Origin of the sequence: Citrobacter sp. Cb023 (assembly GCF_030336805.1) — a bacterium.
Taxonomy (GTDB): domain Bacteria; phylum Pseudomonadota; class Gammaproteobacteria; order Enterobacterales; family Enterobacteriaceae; genus Citrobacter; species Citrobacter braakii.
On record NZ_JAOWCV010000040.1, the window covers coordinates 676,457 to 701,712 of the forward strand.

At 53.0% G+C, this 25,256-nt stretch carries 19 protein-coding genes; 15 read left to right on the plus strand and 4 right to left on the minus strand.

The window, feature by feature from the left end; all coding sequences use genetic code 11:
- Positions 1–463: 463 nt before the first annotated feature.
- Positions 464–1,828 (minus strand): nucleotide 5'-monophosphate nucleosidase PpnN, encoded by a 1,365-nt coding sequence (gene ppnN / locus OGW44_RS24050; protein WP_003840366.1) that lies wholly within the window; start codon positions 1,826–1,828, stop codon positions 464–466.
- Between the two features lie 113 nt (positions 1,829–1,941).
- Complete coding sequence (gene queF / locus OGW44_RS24055) at positions 1,942–2,790, minus strand: NADPH-dependent 7-cyano-7-deazaguanine reductase QueF (RefSeq protein WP_185654462.1); 849 nt, start codon at positions 2,788–2,790, stop codon at positions 1,942–1,944.
- Positions 2,791–2,858: 68 nt separating this feature from the next.
- Here queF and syd point away from each other — a divergent pair, with 68 nt between their 5' ends.
- The 8 genes from syd (at position 2,859) to OGW44_RS24095 (ending at position 11,262) form a co-directional block, all read left to right on the plus strand.
- The gene (syd, locus tag OGW44_RS24060) at positions 2,859–3,404 is read left to right on the plus strand and encodes a SecY-interacting protein (RefSeq protein WP_016157357.1); all 546 of its coding nucleotides are present in this window, start codon (positions 2,859–2,861) and stop codon (positions 3,402–3,404) included.
- A gap of 631 nt (positions 3,405–4,035) precedes the next feature.
- Complete coding sequence (locus OGW44_RS24065; protein WP_016154244.1) at positions 4,036–4,365, plus strand: YqcC family protein; 330 nt, start codon at positions 4,036–4,038, stop codon at positions 4,363–4,365.
- The gene (gene truC / locus OGW44_RS24070; RefSeq protein WP_019077582.1) at positions 4,365–5,147 is read left to right on the plus strand and encodes a tRNA pseudouridine(65) synthase TruC; all 783 of its coding nucleotides are present in this window, start codon (positions 4,365–4,367) and stop codon (positions 5,145–5,147) included. Before OGW44_RS24065 ends, truC begins: the two co-directional genes overlap by 1 nt.
- Positions 5,148–5,166: 19 nt before the next feature.
- Positions 5,167–5,616 carry a flavodoxin gene (locus tag OGW44_RS24075; RefSeq protein ID WP_047499385.1) on the plus strand — a complete coding sequence of 150 codons (450 nt, stop codon included), beginning with the start codon at positions 5,167–5,169 and terminating at the stop codon, positions 5,614–5,616.
- Positions 5,617–5,981: 365 nt separating this feature from the next.
- Positions 5,982–7,334, plus strand: a complete 1,353-nt coding sequence (gene gudP / locus OGW44_RS24080; RefSeq protein ID WP_016154241.1) for a galactarate/glucarate/glycerate transporter GudP — start codon at positions 5,982–5,984, stop codon at positions 7,332–7,334.
- A 2-nt stretch (positions 7,335–7,336) separates the two neighbouring features.
- Positions 7,337–8,677 carry an enolase C-terminal domain-like protein gene (locus OGW44_RS24085; RefSeq protein ID WP_181627440.1) on the plus strand — a complete coding sequence of 447 codons (1,341 nt, stop codon included), beginning with the start codon at positions 7,337–7,339 and terminating at the stop codon, positions 8,675–8,677.
- A 20-nt stretch (positions 8,678–8,697) separates the two neighbouring features.
- The gene (gene gudD, locus OGW44_RS24090; protein WP_016154239.1) at positions 8,698–10,038 is read left to right on the plus strand and encodes a glucarate dehydratase; all 1,341 of its coding nucleotides are present in this window, start codon (positions 8,698–8,700) and stop codon (positions 10,036–10,038) included.
- Between the two features lie 81 nt (positions 10,039–10,119).
- The gene (locus OGW44_RS24095; RefSeq protein WP_016154238.1) at positions 10,120–11,262 is read left to right on the plus strand and encodes a glycerate kinase; all 1,143 of its coding nucleotides are present in this window, start codon (positions 10,120–10,122) and stop codon (positions 11,260–11,262) included.
- Between the two features lie 59 nt (positions 11,263–11,321).
- Here the strand turns inward: OGW44_RS24095 and barA are convergent, their stop codons facing one another.
- Entirely contained in the window at positions 11,322–14,069 is a 2,748-nt protein-coding gene (gene barA / locus OGW44_RS24100; protein WP_047357900.1) for a two-component sensor histidine kinase BarA, read from the minus strand.
- 57 nt (positions 14,070–14,126) lie between these two features.
- Between barA and rlmD the strand changes: the two genes are divergently transcribed.
- The 5 genes from rlmD (at position 14,127) to eno (ending at position 21,930) form a co-directional block, all read left to right on the plus strand.
- Positions 14,127–15,425: a 23S rRNA (uracil(1939)-C(5))-methyltransferase RlmD gene (rlmD, locus tag OGW44_RS24105; protein ID WP_016157350.1), complete on the plus strand. Its 1,299-nt coding sequence runs from the start codon at positions 14,127–14,129 to the stop codon at positions 15,423–15,425.
- Positions 15,426–15,525: 100 nt separating this feature from the next.
- Positions 15,526–17,760: a GTP diphosphokinase gene (gene relA / locus OGW44_RS24110; RefSeq protein WP_016154235.1), complete on the plus strand. Its 2,235-nt coding sequence runs from the start codon at positions 15,526–15,528 to the stop codon at positions 17,758–17,760.
- A 130-nt stretch (positions 17,761–17,890) separates the two neighbouring features.
- Positions 17,891–18,682, plus strand: coding sequence for a nucleoside triphosphate pyrophosphohydrolase (gene mazG / locus OGW44_RS24115; protein ID WP_049040397.1), 792 nt, complete (start codon positions 17,891–17,893; stop codon positions 18,680–18,682).
- A 224-nt stretch (positions 18,683–18,906) separates the two neighbouring features.
- Entirely contained in the window at positions 18,907–20,544 is a 1,638-nt protein-coding gene (gene pyrG / locus OGW44_RS24120) for a glutamine hydrolyzing CTP synthase (protein ID WP_016154233.1), read from the plus strand.
- 87 nt (positions 20,545–20,631) lie between these two features.
- Positions 20,632–21,930: a phosphopyruvate hydratase gene (gene eno / locus OGW44_RS24125; protein ID WP_003034129.1), complete on the plus strand. Its 1,299-nt coding sequence runs from the start codon at positions 20,632–20,634 to the stop codon at positions 21,928–21,930.
- Positions 21,931–21,990: 60 nt separating this feature from the next.
- On the opposite strand, the gene OGW44_RS24130 is transcribed toward eno, so the two are convergent.
- Positions 21,991–22,815, minus strand: a complete 825-nt coding sequence (locus OGW44_RS24130; protein WP_049040365.1) for a MurR/RpiR family transcriptional regulator — start codon at positions 22,813–22,815, stop codon at positions 21,991–21,993.
- A 165-nt stretch (positions 22,816–22,980) separates the two neighbouring features.
- On the opposite strand from OGW44_RS24130, the gene OGW44_RS24135 reads away from it, so the two are divergent.
- Together OGW44_RS24135 and OGW44_RS24140 are read left to right on the plus strand one after the other, a co-directional pair.
- Complete coding sequence (locus OGW44_RS24135) at positions 22,981–24,537, plus strand: maltose/glucose-specific PTS transporter subunit IIC (protein WP_016157348.1); 1,557 nt, start codon at positions 22,981–22,983, stop codon at positions 24,535–24,537.
- Complete coding sequence (locus tag OGW44_RS24140; RefSeq protein WP_016154230.1) at positions 24,537–25,226, plus strand: N-acetylmannosamine-6-phosphate 2-epimerase; 690 nt, start codon at positions 24,537–24,539, stop codon at positions 25,224–25,226. Before OGW44_RS24135 ends, OGW44_RS24140 begins: the two co-directional genes overlap by 1 nt.
- Positions 25,227–25,256 lie beyond the last annotated feature (30 nt).

Below are 25,256 nucleotides of genomic sequence, written 5' to 3' on the forward strand. Positions count from 1 at the left end.
AATTTTTCGCCGTAATAATTTGCGGGCGGAAAGATACATTTTAGTAATGAATGTATCAGTGATCGCGATCCCAAATGCAATAATCCACCTTTTATGTGGATAAATTTGGACCATTAATCTGTTAAAAAATAGTCAAAGCGAATTTACGGGCGCGAAGGCTAACATTAACGACATATATCATGAAAGCGAAGGCGCGAAGATACGAGCGTTACGCTGTAAAAACTGTTGTTTTTAGAGGATTTTGGCGACTAATAATAATTTCCTAAGATAAATCACGGTTGGGTTTTAAAGGTAATCGTTTGCGCAGCGCGTTATTTTTAATGAAACATCATCGGTATTTATATGATCGTCTGAGCTATGTGACTGGTATCACTAAAAAAAGCCGGGAGGCTGATGCGCCAAACCCGGCTTTGATATGGACAAAACTGTCACCGCGATAGCGTCTGCTGGCGGCTGTTGGAGGTTAGGCGCAAATCTCGTAGCAAGGGATATACGCGGAGCCAGGTAACTTCATACGATGCTGTGCAACAAAGCCCTGCAGGAGATCGTCCATGCGGCGCATCATTTCGCGGTCACCGTGGATTTTGTACGGGCCAAACTCTTCGATGGCGCGGATCCCGACTTCCTTCACGTTACCGGCTACAATCCCCGAGAACGCACGGCGCAGGTCTGCCGCCAGTACTTCCACAGGTTGATCCGGGTACAGCTTCAGGTTAGCCATGTTTTCATGGGACGGCTCGAACGGCATCTGCAAATCAGGCGCGATACGAATCGACCAGTTAAAGCTGTAGGCATCACCGGTGTCACGGCGGTTCTCTTTCACCAGCGGCATCGCTTTTTTCATCAGACGAGCCACTTCTGCTGCATCGTCTATGATAATGCGATAGTGGCGACGCGCATCTTCCCCCAGCGTGTGCACGATAAATTCGTCCAGCACGCGGAAGTAATCGGCGCTCTCTTTTGGTCCAGTCAGGATCAGCGGTAAAACCTGATCTTTGTTGGCCGGGTTCATCAGGATCCCCAGCAGATACAGCAGTTCTTCTGCTGTCCCTACGCCGCCTGGGAAGATGATTATACCGTGGGCGATACGCACGAACGCTTCCAGACGTTTTTCAATGTCCGGCATGATGATCAGTTCGTTAACCAGCGGGTTAGGCGGCTCAGCGGCAATGATTGACGGTTCGGTCATTCCGATAAAGCGGCTGTCTTTGTATCGTTGCTGAGCGTGACCGACCGCAGCGCCTTTCATTGGCGCTTCCATCGCCCCCGGACCACAGCCGGTACAGATGTTCAGTTCGCGCAGGCCCAACTGGGTACCAACGCGACGGGCGTACAGGTACTCGTTTTCGTTGATTGAGTGACCCCCCCAGCAGACGACCATGTTTGGCGCTTCACCCACGTGTAGCGCCCGGGCATTGCGCAGGATCGAGAATACCAGGTTGGTAATATGCACCGAGCTTTCAAGATCCAGATGCTGAAAGCGACCGGCGTTATGGATCTGGCCATTGACGAACAGAATGTCGCGCAGCACGGCAAACAGGTTGGCCTGCAGTGCGCGAATAATGCGTCCATCAACAAACGCATCTTCAGGCGGGTTGATCAGTTCCAGCTTCACGCCCCGTTCGCGGCGCAGCACGTTAATGTCGAAACTTTCAAAGCGTGACAGCAGCTCTTTGCTGTTGTCGGTCAAACTGCCGGAGTTCAGAACGGCAAGCGAACAGTTACGAAACAGTTGATACAGGTCGCTGCTGGCCGTGCGTTTAAGCATATCGACTTCCAGCTGCGACAACATGTCCATTGAGCCAAGCGGGCTAATATGTGTAATCAAGTAAACTCCTTATGGGACGCAACACGTCATTCCCTGTTGATTACAATAGCCCTGGCTTATGACCTTTCACAACCTTGCGCGCGGAATCCGGCACGCAAAATTGAGAAAAAAGATTACTGACGTACCAAGCGCCCCGTTGCTGGGGTGAAATCGGTGTTGGTGCGCCATGGGTTAATGTCCAGGCCGCCACGTCGCGTGTAGCGCGCGTAAACGCTCAGTTTCTCCGGTTGGCAGAAGCGCAGAATGTCATTGAAAATGCGTTCCACGCACTGCTCGTGAAACTCATTATGGTGACGGAAGGAGACCAGATAACGCAGCAGCTTCTCGCGATCGATTTTCCGTCCGCGATACTGAATCTGTATGGAGCCCCAGTCCGGCTGGTGGGTGATCAAGCAGTTAGACTTCAGCAGATGGCTGACCAGCGTCTCTTCCACCGCTTTTTCACCGCCAACGGCATTTTCCAGATACTCTGTGCTGAACTGGTAGTTATCGATGACGATATCCTGATTGTCGATACAGGTGCCGTTAAAGTGGGCTATCGGTTGTCCTTCCAGTTCGTCAAGACGGTACAGCGCTACGCTGACATCACCCTGAGCACAAGCGCGCAGATCGTTTTCCAGCGTCTGGCGTACCGCATCCCAGGAATCAAAACGCGTCTGGTTAAAACTGTTCAGGTAAAGCTTAAAGCTTTTCGATTCGATCAGATTTACGCTGGTGTAATCCAGTTCTACATGACCGACCGCTACCTGCGGTAAACCGTTGACATTCAGCCAAGACAGTTCATATAGCGTCCAGATATCGGCACCGTGAAAAGGCAGATTATCGGCCTGTAAATCCAGCGGGTCGCGGTTCAGGCTGCGTGGAACGCCCTGCAGCAGGCTGGCATCGTAATTGTCACGGTAATCTGTTGATTTACCGAGAGTCAGGCCGTCAAGCGCCTGATGATTTTCATAAGAGGACATGTTTCACCGTCATAAACCAGATACACTATGCGACAAGTGTATCCTGGCTTTTGTGAAGAGAGAAATCAGTGGACGAATTGACAGCGCAGGCGTTGACAGCCTTTACGACACGTTATTGCGACGCATGGTACGAAAAAAACAACAGTTGGCCCCTCAGCGAAGAGCTGTATGGCGTACCTTCTCCGTGCATCATTTCTTCCACAGACGATGCGGTATTCTGGCAACCTCAGCCTTTTGTCGGCGAAAAAAACCTCAATGCGGTTGAACGCGCCTTTGATATCGTGATACAACCAGCCGTTCACGCTTTTTACACCACCCAGTTTGCCGGGGACATGCACGCGCAGTTTGCGGATGAAAAACTAACGCTGCTGCAAACCTGGAGCGAAGACGACTTCAGGCGCGTTCAGGAAAACCTGATTGGTCACCTGGTTACGCAAAAGCGCCTCAAGCTGTCGCCTACGCTTTTTATTGCCACCCAGGACAATGAGCTTGACGTCATTTCGGTGTGCAATCTCTCCGGTGAAGTGTGCAAAGAAACGCTGGGAACCCGTAAACGAACGGTGCTGGCGGACTCACTTGCGGAATTTCTCACTCAGCTTAAGCCAGTTCTGTAATCCAGATTGCCCTGAACCTTGTGAGAGATCTCTTACAAACCCTGTAGGACATTGCCAGGTAATAAGTAAAGACTTAATGAACGGATAAAATAATTATTCCTTATTATTCATAAAGTTAATGTTTTATTGTCAACTTTCATACGAAAATAATCTTAAGGGAGTGTCTGTAAGCATCTTGTAAGACAAGGCGAAACAGGCGATTCTATATCTGTCGACAAGGAGTCGCACAACGAAGAGAACATCAGGATGATGGCTCTTCGGCAGGACACACCAGGACGGTGTTACAAGGACAGGCTTCAGGATGAAGCGAAGCGGAAAGCGCTGGATGCGTTAAGGGACACCTCCAGGATGGAGAATGAGAGCCGGTCAGGATGTTCGGCGGGTCAGGATGGCCAGGACACTTCAGGATGAAGTCTTCACATCGGGGTGATGTGAGCAGGATGCACAAGTTCAGGATGAACAAGGTCGCAAGACCACAGGAAAAGTTGTCACGGATGAGCAGGGAGCACTAAAAGTAGCTGGAACGCTGCGAAACGAACCGGGAGCACTGTTTTTACAGTGCTCCCTTTTTTTATTTCCCTTCACTAGTGCTATTCTTCGCGCCAGATTTTTCATCATTGAGGTTAATTTCATGACGACTCATGACCGTGTGCGCCAGCAGTTACACGCGCTTGAAGCGCTACTGCGTGAACATAATCACTGGCGGTTGGATGAGCCTGCAGAGCATCTGTTTACCAGCACGCAGCCTTTTTGTATGGATACCATGGAGCCGGTTGAGTGGCTGCAATGGGTATTGATTCCCCGCATGCATACGCTGATTGATAACGCTCAGCCGCTTCCGCAGGCTTTTGCCGTCGCACCGTATTACGAAATGGCGTTGGCAGCCGATCACCCGCAACGCGAAATTCTCCTGACGGCATTGCAGGAATTGGATGCACTGTTTACAAGTGATAACGCCTGATGCTGGAGATTCTGTATCAGGACGAATGGCTGGTCGCAGTTAACAAACCTTCGGGCTGGTTGGTTCACCGCAGTTGGCTCGACCGGGATGAGAAAGTGGTGGTGATGCAAACGGTACGCGACCAGATTGGTCAGCACGTTTTTACCGCCCACCGACTCGACAGACCGACTTCCGGAGTACTGCTGATGGGACTGTCCAGCGAAGCCGGGCGGTTGCTGTCCCAGCAATTTGAACATCATCAAATTCAGAAACGCTATCATGCGATTGTGCGTGGCTGGCTGATGGATGATGCCGTGTTGGATTACCCGCTGGTCGAAGAACTGGATAAGATCGCCGATAAATTTGCCCGTGATGATAAAGGCCCGCAGCCTGCCGTCACCCATTATCGCGGTTTGGCGACGGTTGAGATGCCGGTAGCGACCGGACGTTATCCGACGACCCGTTACGGATTGGTGGAACTGGATCCTAAAACCGGTCGAAAACACCAGCTCAGACGCCATCTGGCGCACTTACGCCATCCGATTATCGGCGACAGTAAGCACGGTGATTTGCGGCAAAACCGCAGCGCCGCTGAGCATTTTGGCTGTCAGCGTTTGATGCTTCATGCCAGCCAGCTTACGCTGACTCATCCTTTTACCGGCGAACCGCTGGTTATTCGCGCCGGGCTGGATGATGTCTGGATGCAGGCGCTATCACAGTTTGGCTGGCGTGGACTTCTCCCTGAGAATGAAAGGGTTGAGTTCAGCGGGCTGTCAGGTCAGGATGAGCAGATAGATTCTTAAGTCCCAGGAGATTACGGTTATGGCGGAAATTGGAATTTTTGTCGGCACGATGTACGGAAACGCGTTGCTGGTTGCCGAAGAGGCCGAAGCTATTTTGACGGCGCAGGGTCATAAAGCCACGGTGTTCGAAGATCCCGAGCTCAGCGACTGGCAGGCATATCAGGAAAAATATGTGCTGGTGGTGACCTCAACGACCGGGCAGGGCGATCTGCCGGATAGCATCGTGCCGCTGTTTCAGGGGATCAAAGATAATCTCGGTTTCCAGCCAAATCTGCATTACGGAGTAATTGCGCTGGGTGACAGTAGCTATGTTAATTTCTGCAATGGCGGCAAGCAGTTCGATGCACTGTTGCAGGAACAAAGCGCCCACCGTGTTGGGGAAATGCTGCTGATTGACGCCAGCGAGCATCCTGAACCGGAAAGCGAATCCAATCCCTGGGTAGAAAACTGGGGAACCTTGCTTAAATAACCTTGCGCCCGGCAGCACTTTGCTTGCACGGGCCTGTTACTCTCTTTTGGATCGTAGGCCGGGTAAGGCGTTGCTACCCGGCAACAAAACGCCCACCAAACGCCAATTTCGTGAAGCATCTTCCATTCCCTTAGGCTTATGCCATAAACAACCTCATTCACCTCCCGCAATGTTGTGTTTTTGCACGGTGAGGGTAAGAGGCACTCCTTCATATACTTTTCCCGTCAGTTCCCGAAAAGGCAGCGAGTCAGAATAAAACGGCCCTGAGCTGTACCAAAACTGCCACACACTAACCTCTCATTCTGATCACCCTACAGGTGCTGTACAGAATGAACTGGCGAAAGCCAAGATTCAGGAGTGCAACAATGAGTTCATTAAGTCAGGCGGCGAGCAGCGCGGAAAAACGCACTAACGCTCGCTACTGGATAGTGGTGATGCTGTTTATCGTCACATCCTTCAACTACGGCGATCGCGCCACCTTATCCATCGCCGGCTCGGAGATGGCCAAAGATATTGGTCTGGATGCGGTAGGGATGGGGTATGTATTCTCCGCTTTTTCATGGGCCTATGTTATCGGTCAGATCCCCGGCGGCTGGCTGCTCGACCGCTTCGGTTCAAAACGTGTTTACTTCTGGTCCATTTTTATCTGGTCCATGTTTACCCTGCTGCAGGGCTTCGTCGATATCTTCAGCGGCTTCGGCATTATCGTTGCGCTGTTTACCCTGCGCTTCCTCGTGGGGTTAGCCGAAGCGCCATCCTTCCCTGGCAACAGTCGTATTGTGGCGGCGTGGTTCCCGGCGCAGGAAAGGGGCACGGCGGTCGCTATTTTTAACTCGGCGCAGTACTTTGCCACCGTGATCTTCGCGCCAATCATGGGCTGGTTGACCCACGAAGTGGGCTGGTCGCATGTGTTCTTCTTTATGGGCGGTCTCGGGATTGTTATCAGCTTTATCTGGCTGAAGGTGATTCATGAACCGAACCAGCATCCGGGCGTAAACCAAAAAGAGCTGGACTATATTGCCGAAGGCGGAGCGCTGATCAATATGGATCAGGCGGCAGCCAAAGCCAAAGTGCCGTTCAGCGTGAAGTGGGGGCAGATCAAGCAACTGCTGGGCTCACGGATGATGATCGGTATTTATATCGGCCAATACTGCATAAACGCGCTGACCTACTTCTTTATCACCTGGTTCCCGGTTTATCTGGTACAGGCACGCGGTATGTCGATTTTGAAAGCCGGTTTTGTTGCCTCGGTCCCGGCCATTTGCGGATTTGCAGGCGGCGTGCTCGGCGGCATTATTTCCGACTGGCTGATGCGCCGTACCGGTTCGCTGAATATCGCCCGTAAAACGCCAATCGTACTGGGTATGCTGTTGTCGATGGTGATGGTGTTCTGTAACTACGTCAACGTGGAGTGGATGATCATCGGCTTTATGGCGCTGGCCTTCTTCGGCAAAGGTATCGGTGCGTTGGGATGGGCGGTGATGGCCGATACTGCGCCAAAAGAGATCAGCGGTTTGAGCGGCGGTCTGTTCAATATGTTTGGCAACATCTCCGGTATCGTTACGCCAATTGCTATCGGCTACATCGTAGGTACCACTGGCTCGTTTAACGGTGCGTTGATTTACGTCGGGGTGCATGCGCTGATTGCTGTAGTGAGCTATCTGGTGCTGGTGGGTGATATTAAACGTATCGAACTGAAACCTGTCGCAGGGCAATGATGATGACAACACAATCGAGTCCCATTATTACCGATATGAAGGTCATCCCGGTGGCCGGTCATGACAGCATGCTGCTCAATATTGGCGGGGCGCATAACGCATACTTTACCCGCAATATCGTCGTGCTCACCGATAACGCCGGAAATACTGGCGTCGGTGAAGCACCGGGCGGCGAAGTGATTTATCAGACGCTTGTGGACGCGATTCCACAAGTGTTGGGCCAGGAAGTCGCGCGCCTGAATAAGGTGGTTCAGCAGGTGCATAAAGGCAACCAGGCCGCTGATTTTGACACCTTTGGCAAAGGTGCCTGGACCTTTGAACTGCGGGTTAATGCGGTGGCCGCGCTGGAAGCCGCACTGCTCGACCTGCTGGGCAAGGCGCTGAACGTGCCGGTCTGCGAACTGTTAGGGCCAGGCAAGCAGCGCGATGCGGTCACCGTGCTCGGCTATCTGTTCTACGTGGGAGATCGCAGCAAAACCGATCTGCCGTATCTGGATAGCACGCCGGGCAACCATGAGTGGTATCACCTGCGTCACCAGCAGGCGATGAACAGTGAGGCGGTGGTGCGTCTGGCTCAGGCTTCGCAGGATCGCTACGGCTTTAAAGATTTCAAACTCAAAGGCGGTGTGCTGCCTGGCGAGCAGGAAATCGACACCGCTCGCGCGTTGAAACAATGCTTCCCGGATGCGCGTATTACGGTCGATCCTAACGGTGCCTGGCTGCTGGATGAAGCTATCTCCTTGTGTAAAGGGCTGAACGATGTTCTGACCTACGCCGAAGATCCGTGCGGCGCAGAACAGGGTTTTTCCGGCCGCGAAGTGATGGCCGAGTTTCGCCGTGCAACCGGTCTGCCGGTAGCAACGAATATGATAGCCACCAACTGGCGTGAGATGGGCCATGCGGTGATGCTCAACTCGGTAGATATTCCACTGGCCGATCCGCACTTCTGGACCCTTTCCGGCGCGGTGCGCGTGGCACAGTTATGCGATGACTGGGGACTGACCTGGGGCTGCCACTCTAACAATCATTTTGATATTTCCCTGGCGATGTTCACCCACGTCGGTGCCGCTGCGCCGGGCAACCCAACGGCGATCGACACCCACTGGATCTGGCAGGAGGGCGATTGCCGCCTGACCAAAAATCCGCTGGAGATTACACACGGAAAAATTGCGGTACCCGACGCGCCCGGCCTGGGCGTGGAACTGGACTGGGATCAGGTACAGAAAGCGCATGAAGCCTATAAGGCGCTGCCCGGCGGCGCGCGTAATGACGCAGGCCCGATGCAGTATCTGATCCCTGGATGGACTTTTGACCGTAAACGTCCCGTTTTCGGCCGCCACTAATTTTGAATAAGGACTTAATTATGAGCGCACAATTTACTACCCCAGTCGTAACCGCGATGCAGGTGATCCCGGTTGCGGGCCATGACAGCATGCTGATGAATCTGAGCGGCGCACATGCCCCGTTCTTCACGCGTAATATTGTGATTATCAAAGATAACTCCGGTCATACCGGCGTGGGTGAGATTCCCGGCGGCGAAAAAATTCGTCAGACCCTGGAAGATGCCATTCCGCTGGTGGTGGGCAAAACGTTAGGTGAATACAAAAACGTACTGAATGCGGTCCGCAATACCTTTGCCGATCGTGATGCTGGTGGCCGTGGTTTGCAGACCTTCGATTTACGTACCACTATTCATGTGGTTACCGGGATCGAAGCGGCCATGTTGGATCTGCTGGGTCAGCATCTGGGCGTTAACGTCGCATCTCTGCTGGGCGACGGTCAGCAGCGTAGCGAAGTTGAAATGCTGGGTTACCTGTTCTTCGTCGGTAACCGTAACGCGACGCCGCTGCCGTATCAGAGCCAGCCGGATGAGAAATGCGACTGGTATCGCCTGCGTCATGAAGAGGCGATGACCCCGGATGCGGTGGTACGCCTGGCGGAAGCGGCATATGAGAAATATGGTTTCAACGATTTCAAACTGAAAGGCGGGGTGTTGGCCGGGGAAGAAGAAGCGGAATCTATTGTGGCGCTGGCGAAACGCTTTCCACAGGCACGTGTCACGCTCGATCCCAATGGCGCGTGGTCGCTGAATGAAGCGATTAAAATTGGTAAGTACCTGAAAGGATCGCTGGCTTATGCGGAAGATCCGTGCGGTGCCGAGCAGGGGTTCTCAGGCCGTGAAGTCATGGCGGAATTCCGTCGTGCTACCGGTTTGCCGACCGCCACCAACATGATCGCCACCGACTGGCGTCAGATGGGACATACGCTGTCGTTGCAGTCCGTGGATATCCCGCTGGCGGATCCGCACTTCTGGACTATGCAGGGTTCTGTCCGCGTTGCGCAGATGTGTCATGAGTTTGGGCTGACCTGGGGCTCGCACTCTAACAACCACTTTGATATTTCGCTGGCGATGTTTACTCATGTTGCGGCGGCGGCGCCGGGCAAAATTACCGCTATCGATACCCACTGGATCTGGCAGGAAGGCAATCAACGCCTGACTAAAGAGCCGTTTGAAATCAAAGGTGGCATGGTGCAGGTACCGGCGAAGCCGGGTCTGGGCGTGGAGCTGGATATGGATCAGGTTATGAAAGCTCACGAGCTGTATCAGCAACATGGACTGGGAGCGCGCGATGATGCCATGGGAATGCAGTATCTGATCCCGAACTGGACGTTTGATAATAAGCGTCCGTGCATGGTACGCTAAGCGAACTGGGACCGCTCCCACAAAGGGGCGGTTTTTCTCCTGGTGTATGCTTAACACAGTCAACATGCGTAAGGATGCTTTATGAAAATAGTAATCGCACCGGATTCCTATAAGGAAAGTTTGAGTGCGCTTGAAGTGGCAACGGCTATTGAGCTGGGATTTCGTGAGATCTGGCCTGAGGCGAATTACGTGAAGATCCCGGTCGCGGATGGCGGTGAGGGAACGGTCGAAGCGATGGTTGCCGCAACGCAAGGCCACCTTGTGCATGTTGATGTTACCGGCCCTCTGGGTAAAACGATTCAGGCATTTTATGGTTTATCCGGGGATGAGCGTTCGGCGTTTATCGAAATGGCGGCCGCCAGCGGACTGGAGCAGGTTCCCGCAGGTTTACGCGATCCGCTGAAAACGACCTCCTGGGGAACCGGGGAGCTAATCCGTCATGCGCTGGACGCGGGCGTTGAACATATCATTATCGGCATTGGCGGCAGCGCCACCAATGATGGCGGTGCCGGGATGGTGCAAGCGCTGGGAGCAAAATTACTGGATGCGCAAAATAACGATATTGCTCATGGCGGGACTGGCCTTGAATCACTCGCCCGGATTGATATTTCTCAGCTAGACCCGCGTCTTGCCGCGTGCCGTATTGAAGTGGCCTGCGATGTGACTAATCCGTTGACCGGTGAAGAGGGGGCCTCTGCGGTCTTCGGTCCGCAAAAGGGGGCGACGCCGGAGATGATTCTTCGTCTTGATCGGGCGCTCACGCATTATGCGCAACTCATTGCCCGCGATCTGGACGTCAACGTGCTGGAACTGGCGGGTGGTGGCGCGGCTGGCGGTATGGGGGCGGCACTGTATGCGTTTTGCGGTGCGCAGTTACGCTGCGGTATTGAGGTCGTGACGGATGCGTTACACCTCGACGACTGCGTTGCGGATGCGGATTTAGTGGTCACGGGTGAAGGACGTATCGACAGCCAGACCATTCACGGTAAGGTTCCGGTTGGCGTGGCGAAGGTGGCAAAGCGTTACAACAAACCGGTTATTGGCATTGCCGGCAGCCTGACGGCTGATGTCGGTGTTGTACACGAGCATGGGCTGGATGCGGTTTTTAGCGTTATTTATACCGTTTGCACGCTGGATGAGGCGCTGAAGAACGCGAGTGAGAATGTGCGAATGACGGCGCGAAACGTGGCCGCGACCCTGAAAGCGGGTCAGCAATTACGTTGAATGATGTGGCATGAAGGCCGGATAAGACGCGTGAGCGTCGTCATCCGGCAATCAGATCTTTACCCTAACAACTTCTTCGCTTCGCGCGCAACGTTATCCATTTCATCCAGAAGCTCTAAAAACTCAGGCTCCAGCTCTTCCTCTTTGCTCCCGCTACGTAATTGCTGCTCAATCAGCTGACACAGGTTTTTCATGCGGGGAACGCCGCTATAACCGCAACTGCCATGCAGTTTATGGATCATATCCACCAGTCCTTCAGGGTTTTCACCTACCAGCTGTTCTTCAATTTTGTTACGCACTTCGGGCAGAAAATCGAGCAGCATTTGCAGCATATCCCGCGCCAGATCGTTTTTACCGGCGGCTTGCCTTAACGCCAGTTGCCAGTCGAGCGTGGTATTCGGATTGACGACCGGTTCAACAGCGAGCGCCCTCAGCGATGAGCTCGCGCCGGGTTTGTAGCGTAACAGCAGATTATGCAGCTTATCTTCTTCGATAGGCTTCGCCAGGTAATCGTTCATTCCGGCGCTGAGCAGCTTCTCTTTTTGCCCAGCCATGGCATGCGCGGTGACCGCAATGACCGGCGTCTGTTGTTGATGAGGAAGCTGGTGGATCAGTTCGCAGGCGCGAATACCGTCCATGTCTGGCATCTGAATATCCATCAGGATGAGATCAAACTGCATCTGTTTGGCGCGATCCACTGCCTGATGTCCGCTGTCGCAGAGCACGACGTGCTGCACTTTATCTTCCAGCAGTGCGCCAATCAGCTTGAGGTTCGCCGGGTTGTCGTCCACCGCCATGACGGTCATCGCAATTTTGCTCTCGTCTAACAGTAGCGGAGCCGCGCTGTGGTTCAGTTGACAATACTCTGTCAACGCTGGCAGTAAGCGGGTTGAGGTAAGAGGTTTCAACAGGCACGCCGCCGCGCCGCCCTGCTTTAATTTCTCAGCGTTGATCTGCGCATGGCAAGGCAGAGCCAGTAACAAAAAGTCGGTCATCGCCGCTGCGCTTGCCAGCCGCTCATGCTGCATAGTGAGCGGTTCGCGTAAAGTGACCGGTATGCCAAGCAGCAGAATATCGTAATGATCCTTCGGCAGCCCGGAGAATGAAGGGCTGTAAATCACCTCTAGCGGCGTTTCACTCAAGATATCTAACGTGCATTGCGCGGCTGTGGCGTTAGGTTCAACGTAGGCCAGCCGCTTTCCGGCCAGACAGTGCGTGGTTGAGCGATCCACGAGAACGTTAGGGTTGAGATCGAGGCTGATATGGAACCAGAACGTGGAGCCCCGGTTCGGCTGGCTGTGGAAGGAGATATCCCCGCCCATTTCATTGACCAGCTTTTGCGTAATGACCAGGCCCAGTCCGGTCCCGCCGTGGCGGCGGGAAATACTGGCATCGGCCTGGCGGAAGGCCTGGAACAGGCGTGACTGATCGCGCTCAGGGATGCCAATTCCGGTATCGCGGATTTGCACTTCAATTTGCACTTTCGTGTTACTGAGGGCGCGTTTCTCGACCAGAATGTCGATATTGCCGCCTTCGGTAAATTTGATGGCATTGCCAACCAGATTAGTGATTACCTGCTGTAAGCGCAGCGGGTCCCCGATGACGTTGTCCGGCACGTCATTCTTAATATTTAGCGTCAGCTCAAGCCCTTTATCATGGGATGAGTGCGCTAACAGCGTGACGACGTCATCCAGCGTGCTACGTAGCGGGAATGGGATGCTTTCCAGAATCAGTTTGCCCGCCTCAAGTTTGGAGAAGTCGAGCACATCATTGATGATGGCCAACAGATTGTTGGCCGAGCGTTCAATCGTATTCAGGTGATCGCGCTGCGTCGTGTTGAGCTCGGTTTTAAGCGTCAGGCGGGTGAAGCCAATCACGCCATTCAGCGGCGTACGCAGCTCATGCGACATGTTAGCCAGAAACTCAGACTTAATACGCGCCGCTTCCTGGGCGCGTTTCTTCGCCAGATCCAGTTCGACGTTCTGGATTTCCATCTGCTCCAACGTTTCGCGCAGGTCAGAGGTGGCCTGGTCGATGTTGTGCTGCATCTCTTCATGGTAGGCCGCAAGTGACATCGCCATCGAGTTGATGCCATTTTTGAGCATATCCAGCTCGCCCAACATGAAACCTTCGACGCGGCTGTCGAGCTGTCCTCTACGTATTCGGTCAACGGTATTTACCATATTGCGAATCGGGCCAGTCACGTCGCGCATCAGACGCCAGCCAAAAATTAACGCAATACCGATACAAAACAACATCATTACGCTGGAGATAAAGATCTCTTTATACTGCTGCAATCTTACTGACTTGAGGTCCAGCTCAAGCGCCACATACCCCAGCATATTTTCCGTATTTTTGGCGTCGCTGACGGCAGATTCATCCGGCGAATAGCTTTCCGATATAATTGGCGTTCGCAGGATCATGATATCCCCGAGCCGGGTGACGCTCAGCTTACGGGGAAATGGTGAACCGGTTGCCAGCTGCATTTCAGACGGATCGAGATGAAAATTGGATGTGACAAACAGCCGGTTATTCTCGTCATAGACAGAAATTGCCCGCACGATATCGGAATGGCGACGATGCAGCACGCTGATAAGTTGGCCGATGGATTCTCTGTTTTGCAGATTCATGCCATATTCGCTGGAGACCGCGAGTGGCTCAATGATGCTGGCGCCAGCATCTTCCAGTTGACGCTGCAAGTCGTTATAGCGATGCACAACAAAAAAGATACTGAGCAGCAAACCAATCAGGACGGTCGGGGCCAGGATCAGAATCATCATGCGTGCGCGCAGGCTGTAGTTGGTCATGGAGTTCCGTTATGGGACAATTAGGGTCACACTGTTAAATAGAGAAATATCTCGTCGATGGCGCAATTCTACTCTGCAAAACGACGCGTGACGACGCGTCAGATCATAACCGTTACCGTCAATGACCTTGATCCTTTCGGCCAGGGCGTTGCTCGCCATAACGGAAAGGCGTTGTTTATACCGGAATTGCTACCTCAGGAAAGCGCCGAGGTGGTGATTACCGAAGATAAAAAACAGTTCGCCCGCGCGCAAGTAAAACGACGTTTAAACGACAGTCCGCAGCGTGAAGTGCCACGTTGCCCGCATTTTGGCGTGTGCGGCGGCTGCCAGCAGCAGCATGCCAGCATCTCGTTGCAGCAGCGTAGCAAAAGCGCGGCGTTGTCGCGTTTAATGAAATGTGAAGTGTCGGATGTTATAGCTGATACCCCGTGGGGCTATCGTCGTCGCGCCAGGTTGAGCCTGAATTATCGGCCAAAAGAACAAAAATTGCAGATGGGGTTTCGCAAATCCGCATCCAGCGACATTATCGATGTTAAACAATGCCCTATTTTGGTGCCCCAGCTTGAAGCGCTCTTGCCCCACATCCGGGCGTGTCTGGAAAGTCTGCAAGGGTTACGCCATCTTGGTCATGTCGAGCTGGTGCAGGCGGGGAGCGGAACCCTGATGATTTTGCGCCACACGGCGCCATTAAGTGTTCAGGATAAAGAAAAACTGGAATGCTTTTCGCATTCTCAGGGGCTGTCTTTGTTTCTGGCCCCGCAAAGCGAGATACTGGAATCAATATCAGAAGAGTCGCCCTGGTATGACTCAAATGGACTACGGTTAACCTTCAGCCCGCGTGATTTTATTCAGGTCAATGAAGGGGTAAACCAACAAATGGTGGCCCGTGCGCTCGAATGGCTGGATGTGCAACCTGAAGATCGCGTTCTCGATCTGTTCTGTGGAATGGGTAATTTTACCCTGCCGTTGGCAACCCGGGCTGCAAACGTGGTGGGGGTGGAAGGGGTACCGGCGCTGGTGGAAAAAGGCCGGGAAAACGCGCTGAATAACGGATTACACAATGTGACATTCTTTCATGAAAACCTTGAGGAAGATGTTACCCGGCAGCCGTGGGCGAAAAACGGATTCGACAAAGTATTGCTCGATCCTGCGCGTGCGGGGGCTGCAGGTGTGATGCAACATATTATAAAATTAGAACCTATACGCGTTGTTTATGTATCCTGTAACCCGGCAACGCTGGCTCGTGACAGCGACGCTTTGCTCAACGCGGGATATGCCATACGGCGACTGGCGATGCTTGATATGTTCCCGCACACTGGACACCTGGAATCAATGGTCCTGTTTGAGCGTATGTAATAAATTTTGTACCCATTGGATTTCGGGTGGTAATGCAGCGTGAAAGACAATGGGTATGGCTTGTCGACTTCGACAGGCCAGGCCCCTTAAGGAGAGGACAATGGTTGCGGTAAGAAGTGCACATATAAATAAAGCTGGTGAGTTTGATCCAAAGAAATGGATCGCGAGTCTGGGGATCTCCAGCCAGCAGTCGTGTGAACGCTTAGCCGAAACCTGGGCGTACTGCCAGCAGCAGACACAGGGGCATCCGGATGCGGATCTGCTGCTGTGGCGTGGCGTGGAGATGGTTGAAATACTCTCCATGTTGAGCATGGATATCGACACGCTGCGCGCAGCAATGCTGTTCCCTCTGGCAGATGCCAACGTGGTCAGTGAAGACATCCTGCGCGAGAGCGTGGGCAAATCCATTGTTCATCTTATCCACGGCGTGCGGGATATGGCGGCAATACGCCAGCTTAAGGCCACTCATACCGATTCAGTCTCTTCCGAACAGGTCGATAACGTTCGCCGCATGCTGCTGGCAATGGTGGATGATTTCCGCTGTGTGGTCATCAAGCTGGCGGAGCGGATTGCACATCTGCGTGAAGTGAAGGACGCACCGGAAGATGAACGCGTTCTGGCGGCAAAAGAGTGCACCAATATCTATGCGCCGCTGGCCAACCGTTTGGGTATCGGGCAATTAAAATGGGAACTGGAAGATTACTGCTTCCGTTACCTGCACCCGGCTGAATACAAACGTATTGCCAAGCTGCTGCACGAACGTCGCATCGATCGCGAGCATTACATTGATGAGTTCGTCGGTCATTTGCGCTCAGAGATGAAAACGGAAGGCGTCAAAGCCGAAGTGTACGGACGTCCGAAACACATCTACAGCATCTGGCGCAAAATGCAGAAAAAGCAGCTGGCCTTCGATGAACTTTTCGACGTGCGCGCGGTGCGTATCGTGGCGGAGCGTTTACAGGACTGCTATGCCGCGCTCGGGATAGTGCATACTCACTATCGCCATCTGCCGGATGAGTTCGATGACTATGTCGCTAACCCGAAACCCAACGGCTATCAGTCAATTCATACGGTTGTGCTGGGACCGGGCGGCAAAACCATTGAAATTCAGATCCGTACGAAACAGATGCATGAAGATGCCGAACTGGGCGTTGCGGCACACTGGAAGTACAAAGAGGGCACTGCTTCCGGCGTGGCGCGTTCTGGTCATGAAGATCGTATTGCATGGCTGCGTAAGCTGATCGCCTGGCAGGAAGAGATGGCGGACTCTGGCGAAATGCTGGATGAAGTCCGTAGCCAGGTCTTTGATGACCGAGTGTACGTCTTTACGCCAAAAGGCGACGTTGTGGACTTACCTGCGGGCTCCACACCGCTCGATTTTGCTTATCATATTCACAGTGATGTGGGGCATCGTTGCATTGGCGCGAAAATTGGCGGACGCATCGTACCGTTTACCTACCAGCTGCAGATGGGCGATCAAATTGAAATTATCACCCAGAAACAGCCCAACCCAAGCCGCGACTGGCTGAACCCTAACCTCGGCTATGTCACCACCAGTCGGGGGCGTTCGAAGATCCACGCCTGGTTCCGTAAACAGGACCGCGACAAAAACATCCTTGCTGGCCGCCAGATCCTCGACGATGAGCTGGCGCATTTAGGCATTAGCCTGAAAGAAGCGGAAAAGCACCTGCTGCCGCGCTACAGCTTCAATGAGCTGGATGAGCTGCTGGCGGCGATTGGTGGGGGGGACATTCGCCTCAACCAGATGGTGAACTTCCTGCAGGCGCAGTTTAATAAGCCGAGCGCAGCCGAACAGGATGCCGCCGCGCTGAAACAGCTTCAGCAGAAAACGCAGGCGCCGCAGAGTCGCCGTAAAGACGATGGTCGCGTGGTGGTGGAAGGGGTGGGTAACCTGATGCACCACATCGCGCGCTGCTGCCAGCCGATTCCAGGCGATGAAATTGTCGGGTTTATCACTCAGGGCCGCGGTATTTCCGTGCACCGGGCGGATTGCGAACAGTTGACCGAGCTGCGCTCCCATGCGCCGGAACGTATTGTTGATGCGGTTTGGGGCGAAAGCTACTCGGCAGGATATTCGCTGGTGGTTCGCGTCCAGGCTAACGATCGCAGCGGCTTATTACGTGATATCACCACGATTCTTGCCAACGAGAAGGTGAACGTGCTGGGGGTTGCCAGCCGGAGTGATACCAAACAGCAGTTGGCTACCATCGATATGACCATCGAAATCTATAACCTGCAGGTGCTCGGGCGCGTGCTTGGCAAGCTGAACCAGGTGCCGGATGTGATCGACGCACGTCGTCTGCACGGTAATTAATTATTTTATAGGCCAGATAAGTTTGCATGCCTGGTGAGGCGCGTTAGCGTTGCCATCAGGCATTGCCATGTTGCCGGATATCGGCTGTCGTCTTATCTGGCCTCGCGTATTGAAATTTCAGGATATTCCAATGAATCAAATCGACCGACTGCTCGGTATTATGCAGCGCCTGCGCGACCCGGAAAACGGTTGTCCCTGGGATAAAGAGCAGACATTCGCCACTATTGCCCCTTACACCCTCGAAGAAACCTATGAAGTGCTGGACGCAATTGCGCGGGAAGACTTCGACGACCTGCGTGGAGAGCTGGGTGACTTGCTGTTCCAGGTGGTGTTTTACGCCCAGATGGCGCAGGAAGAAGGACGTTTCGATTTCAATGATATTTGCGCCGCCATCAGCGATAAGCTTGAGCGTCGCCACCCACATGTTTTTGCTGATGTTTCTGCCAGTAACAGCACTGAGGTGTTGACCCGCTGGGAGCAAATCAAAAGCGAAGAACGCGCCCAGAAGGCGCAGCATTCCGCACTCGACGATATTCCCCGTAGTTTACCGGCGTTAATGCGCGCCCAAAAAATCCAGAAACGCTGCTCTAATGTTGGCTTCGACTGGAAAACATTAGGACCGGTTGTCGACAAGGTTTACGAAGAGATCGATGAAGTCATGTTTGAGGCGAAGCAGGCTGTTGTCGACCAGGCTAAACTGGAGGAGGAAATGGGCGACCTGTTGTTTGCGACGGTCAATATGGCTCGGCATTTAGGCACTAAAGCTGAGATCGCATTGCAAAAAGCGAACGAGAAATTTGAGCGCCGTTTTCGTGAGGTTGAGCGAATTGTAGCGGCTCGGGGTCTGGAAATGACTGGTGTTGATCTGGAAACTATGGAAGAAGTCTGGCAACAGGTAAAACGGCAGGAAATTGATCTCTAAGGGATTTCGTCGGTCAAGGGCGATTTGTGTGATTTTTTAAATAACAAGCGCTTGATTTACGTCAAAAACATTTACCCCAAAGGGGCTATTTTCTCACTCCCGATGTTTATGTGAGCCTGGTGAAGAGGAGGAATAATGAAAGTTTGTGGCGCTCGTCATGTTCGGGTATACTACTTTCCCGTCTTGGTAATTCCATCGTTTCACCCTAACTTCTCAGGTCCAGCATGACAACGAACTATATTTTTGTGACCGGCGGGGTCGTATCCTCTCTGGGTAAAGGCATTGCCGCAGCCTCCCTGGCAGCCATTCTTGAGGCTCGTGGCCTCAACGTGACCATGATGAAACTGGATCCGTACATCAACGTCGATCCAGGTACTATGAGTCCAATCCAACACGGGGAAGTGTTCGTTACTGAAGACGGCGCTGAAACCGACCTGGACCTGGGTCACTATGAGCGTTTCATTCGTACCAAAATGACTCGCCGCAATAACTTCACTACCGGTCGAATTTACTCCGATGTCCTGCGCAAAGAGCGCCGTGGCGACTATCTGGGTGCAACCGTACAGGTTATCCCGCACATCACCAACGCGATTAAAGAGCGTGTCCTTGCCGGTGGCGAAGGTCATGACGTCGTTCTGGTTGAAATCGGCGGTACGGTCGGTGATATCGAATCCCTGCCATTCCTGGAAGCGATTCGCCAATTAGCGGTAGATATCGGTCGTGAACACGCGCTGTTCATGCACCTGACTCTGGTTCCTTACCTGGCCGCTGCCGGTGAAGTCAAAACTAAACCGACTCAGCACTCGGTAAAAGAGTTGCTGTCGATTGGTATCCAGCCTGACATTCTGATCTGTCGTTCCGATCGCGCGGTTCCGGCCAACGAACGTGCAAAAATTGCATTGTTCTGTAACGTGCCAGAAAAAGCCGTTATTTCAATGAAAGATGTCGATTCCATCTATAAAATTCCAGGCCTGTTGAAATCCCAGGGCCTTGACGATTATATTTGTAAACGATTCAGCTTGAACTGTCCGGAAGCTAATCTGTCAGAATGGGAACAGGTTATCTACGAAGAAGCGAATCCGGCAGGCGAAGTGACTATCGGTATGGTCGGCAAGTATATTGAACTGCCGGATGCCTATAAGTCAGTTATCGAAGCATTGAAGCACGGTGGTCTGAAGAATCGTGTCACCGTCAACATTAAGCTGATCGATTCGCAAGATGTCGAAACGCGCGGCGTTGAGATCCTGAAAGGTCTTGATGCAATCCTGATCCCTGGCGGCTTCGGCTACCGTGGTGTTGAAGGTAAGATCGCGACAGCGCGCTTTGCGCGTGAAAACAATGTTCCTTATCTGGGTATTTGCCTGGGTATGCAGGTTGCGTTGATTGAGTTTGCACGTAACGTAGTGGGTATGGATAACGCCAACTCCACGGAATTTGTGCCAGACTGTAAGTACCCGGTGGTGGCCCTGATTACCGAATGGCGCGATGAAGACGGCAACGTTGAAGTCCGTACCGAGAAGAGCGATCTGGGCGGCACAATGCGCCTTGGCGCCCAGCAGTGTCAGTTGAGCGACGATAGCCTGGTTCGTCAGCTGTACGGCGCGCCGACAATTGTTGAACGCCATCGCCACCGTTACGAAGTCAACAATATGCTGTTGAAACAGATTGAAGCTGCGGGTCTGCGTATTGCAGGCCGTTCCGGTGATGATCAGTTGGTCGAGATCATTGAGGTACCGAATCATCCGTGGTTCGTGGCCTGTCAGTTCCACCCGGAATTTACTTCCACGCCACGTGATGGGCACCCGCTGTTTGCCGGCTTTGTGAAAGCCGCCAGTGAACATCAGAAGCGTCAGGCGAAGTAAGAAGTAAAAAAGTTAGAACGGCAATGCACCCATCCGGGTGCATTGTTTGTCTGGAGTTTTAGTTTAACTTGTACTGAGGAAAATCTAATGTCCAAAATCGTTAAAATCATCGGTCGTGAAATCATCGACTCCCGTGGTAACCCGACTGTTGAAGCCGAAGTACACCTGGAAGGTGGTTTCGTTGGTATGGCAGCAGCTCCGTCAGGTGCTTCTACTGGTTCCCGCGAAGCACTGGAACTGCGCGACGGCGACAAATCCCGTTTCATGGGTAAAGGCGTACTGAAAGCTGTTGCAGCTGTTAACGGCCCAATTGCTCAGGCTCTGCTGGGTAAAGATGCTAAAGATCAGGCTGGCATCGACAAGATCATGATCGATCTGGACGGTACTGAAAACAAATCCAACTTCGGTGCAAACGCCATCCTGGCTGTGTCCCTGGCGAACGCCAAAGCAGCTGCTGCTGCTAAAGGCCTGCCGCTGTATGCACACATCGCTGAACTGAACGGTACTCCGGGCAAATACTCCATGCCGGTTCCGATGATGAACATCATCAACGGTGGTGAGCACGCTGACAACAACGTTGACATCCAGGAGTTCATGATTCAGCCGGTTGGCGCTAAAACCCTGAAAGAAGCCGTACGTATGGGTTCTGAAGTGTTCCACAACCTGGCTAAAGTTCTGAAAGCTAAAGGTATGAACACTGCAGTGGGTGACGAAGGCGGCTACGCGCCGAACCTGGGTTCCAACGCTGAAGCTCTGGCTGTAATCGCTGAAGCGGTTAAAGCAGCTGGCTACGAGCTGGGCAAAGACATCACCCTGGCGATGGACTGTGCAGCTTCTGAATTCTACAAAGACGGTAAATACGTTCTGGCTGGCGAAGGCAACAAAGCATTCACCTCCGAAGAATTCACCCACTTCCTGGAAGAACTGACCAAACAGTACCCGATCGTGTCCATCGAAGATGGTCTGGACGAGTCTGACTGGGACGGTTTCGCATACCAGACTAAAGTTCTGGGCGACAAAATCCAGCTGGTTGGTGACGATCTGTTCGTAACCAACACCAAGATCCTGAAAGAAGGCATCGAAAAAGGCATCGTTAACTCCATCCTGATCAAATTCAACCAGATCGGTTCTCTGACCGAAACTCTGGCTGCGATCAAAATGGCGAAAGACGCTGGCTACACCGCTGTCATCTCTCACCGTTCTGGCGAAACTGAAGACGCTACCATCGCTGACCTGGCTGTTGGTACCGCTGCAGGCCAGATCAAAACCGGTTCTATGAGCCGTTCTGATCGCGTTGCTAAGTACAACCAGCTGATTCGTATCGAAGAAGCTCTGGGTGAACAAGCGCCGTACAACGGTCGTAAAGAGATCAAAGGTCAGGCGTAATCCTGTTCTTTAACTCTTAACGTAAAAACCCGCTGCGGCGGGTTTTTTTATGCCGCTAAACTAAAGCAGTAGCGGTAAGGTCGCACTGGCGGTTTTCTGGCTCACATCACTGTACTTTTCATCCAGAGCAATCAGTGACGTGGTGAGCAGTTCTACCAACAGCATCACTCCCACCTTGGCGTTTAGCGCACCAGCACTCAACGGACCTTCTGGTTTGGCTGCGACCAGTTGAATATCACTCAGCGAAGCCAACGGACTGCGCGGCGTATTACTCAACGCCAGTACGCGCGCGCCTTGCTTACGCGCCAGTTTAACGACATGCAGCAGATCGCGCGTGGAGCCTGAGCTGGAAATCGCCACCACGAGCGTGTCTTTGCTTAGCGTTGTGGCGTTCATGGCTGCGCGATGCATATCGCTGAACATTTGTGCGGGTTTGCCCAAGCGCAGGAGTTTGTAATGTAAATACTCCCCCAGAATGGCGCTGGCCGCTACGCCATAAATCTGTACCGACTGCGCCTGATGCAGCGCAAGAGCGGCTGCTTCAAGTAATGCTCTGTCGAGTAATTTTGCGGTGTCCTGCAGTGCTTGCACGGATTCATTGACCACATTGTCAATTTCATCCCCGCTGTGCTCTACCGGCTGTTCTTGCTGGAGATCGAGTGCCAGCGCCATTTTGAACTCGTTATAGCCCTTACACCCCAGCGTACGGCACAGCCGTGTGACGCTAGCTTCGCTGGTGTCGCTTTCACGCGCCAGTTCGGTAATCGTCAGGTAGACAACTTTTGCCGGATCGCTTAGCACAAACTCTCCCAGCTTCTGTTGTGTTCGGCTATATCCGTCAACGCTCTGGCGCAATCTCAGCAGCAGGTTTTCATTTTCTGACATGCAAAATCCTTAATGCGTTTCTCTGCTGATAGTGTGGCGGAAAGCAGGGGAGAGATGCCAGTCATTTTAAAAAAGTATGATCGGCTTCCTGGTTTTTGATGATGATTTTCATTTATAAAAATAATTATGGTAAAAATTTTCATCACTAGTCGGGGAGATGAAAAAATGATGCAAATGTTTAGCGGCGCCTCATCGGGTGCATGGTTTGAAAAAGCGCAGCGCTTCGGCAAATCCTTCATGCTGCCGATTGCGGTATTGCCCGCCGCGGGACTGTTGTTAGGGATTGGCGGCGCACTGTCGAATCCAAACACATTGACGGCTTATCCGTTTTTGGATGTCGACTGGTTGCAGGCAATCTTCACAATCATGACCAGCGCCGGTTCTATTGTGTTTGCCAATCTTTCGGTGTTGTTCGCAGTGGGTGTCGCTGTAGGACTGGCGAAAACGGATAAAGGTACCGCCGGGCTGGCGGCATTGCTGGCATTTTTGGTGATGAATGCCACTATCAATGCCTTATTGACCCTCAACGGGACACTGGCGCACGAGAACCCGGGTGCCGTTGGCCAGGGGATGACGCTGGGTATTCAGACGCTGGAAACGGGCGTGTTTGGTGGGGTGGTTATTGGTCTTGTCACCTGCGCGCTGCATAGCCGTTTCAATAAAGTCTCACTACCTCAGTTCCTTGGTTTCTTCAGCGGTTCGCGCTTTGTACCGATTATTAGCTCCCTTGCCGCGATTGTCGTGGGGGCTGTCATGACAGTGGTTTGGCCGCATTTCCAGAAACTCATTTTTGGGCTGGGTGGTCTGGTGGATGCGACGGGTTATCTGGGGACACTATTGTACGGCTTCATCCTGCGTATGCTTGGCCCACTGGGTTTACACCATATCTTTTATTTGCCGTTCTGGACGACGGCGCTTGGCGGTAGCGAAATCGTCAACGGCCAGTTGGTTGAAGGTACGCAGCGGATTTTCTTTGCCCAACTTGCCGATCCGAATACGCAGCAGTTCTATGCGGGCACCTCGCGCTTTATGTCCGGGCGATTCATTACCATGATGTTTGGCCTGCTTGGCGCATGCCTGGCGATGTACCACACTGCCAAGCCGGAGAACAGAAAGCTTGTCGCCGGCCTGCTGTTGTCGGCAGCCCTGACCTCTTTCCTGACGGGGATCACTGAGCCTATCGAGTTCTCCTTCCTCTTTGTGGCTCCCGTGTTATATGTCATTCACGCCTTCTTCGATGGCCTGGCGTTTATGATGGCTCATATTTTACATATCACTATTGGGCAAACTTTTTCGGGTGGGCTTATCGATTTCCTCCTCTTCGGCGTCTTACAAGGGGAAGCTAAAACCAACTGGATGTACGTTCCCATGGTGGGGATACCGTGGTTCTTCCTTTACTACTTTACCTTCCGCTATTTGATTAACCGCTTTGGCTGGCTGACACCTGGGCGTGAAAACGTAACCCCAATTGAATCCGGTCTGCCTCAAAGTGAACGCGCTGCGGCAGTCATCTCTGGGCTGGGAGGCAAAGAGAATCTGGAAGAGGTGGACTGTTGCGCCACACGCTTACGCGTGACGGTGAAAGAGAGCAGCAAGGTAGATGAAGCGGCGCTGAAAGCGACCGGAGCACGTGGCGTTATTATTCGCGGTAAAGGTGTTCAGGTGATTTATGGCCCGCATGTCACCATCATTAAAAACGAAGTCGAAGAGATCTTATCGTAATGAAAACTGTACTGGATTGCCTGAAAGGTAAATTAATCGTCTCCTGTCAGGCGCTGGAAAATGAGCCTCTGCACAGTCCATTTATTATGTCGCGTATGGCGTTGGCGGCAGCACAGGGCGGTGCGGTAGGTATCCGTGCGAACAGCGTGGTGGATATTCGCGCTATCAAAGAGATCGTCTCACTGCCGGTGATTGGGATTATCAAGCGCGATTATCCGGGTAGTGATGTGTTTATCACGGCCACCCTGCAGGAAGTGGATGAGTTGATGACCGTTGAGCCGGAAATTATTGCTCTGGACGCGACAGCGCGCCCGCGCCCTGGTGGGCAAACGCTGGAAGAACTGGTCGCACAAGTCCGCGCTCGCTACCCGTCCGTACTGCTGATGGCGGATATCGCCACTGTAGACGAGGCGGTGACCGCCGAGCGTCTGGGGTTTGACTGCGTGGGCACTACGCTCTACGGCTATACCGCTGACACTGTCGGGCATGTGCTGGCGGAAAACGACTGCGGTTTTTTACGTGAGGTGTTGGCTGCGGTCAGCATACCGGTCGTGGCGGAAGGAAACGTCGATACCCCGGAACGTGCTGCACGTTGCCTGGCATTAGGTGCCCATACCGTGGTGGTTGGAGGGGCTATCACGCGTCCGCAGCAGATTACGGCACGCTTTGCCGCGGCGATCGCCGCGTAAAGCATCGATGGGGCATGATACTTTGGCGGG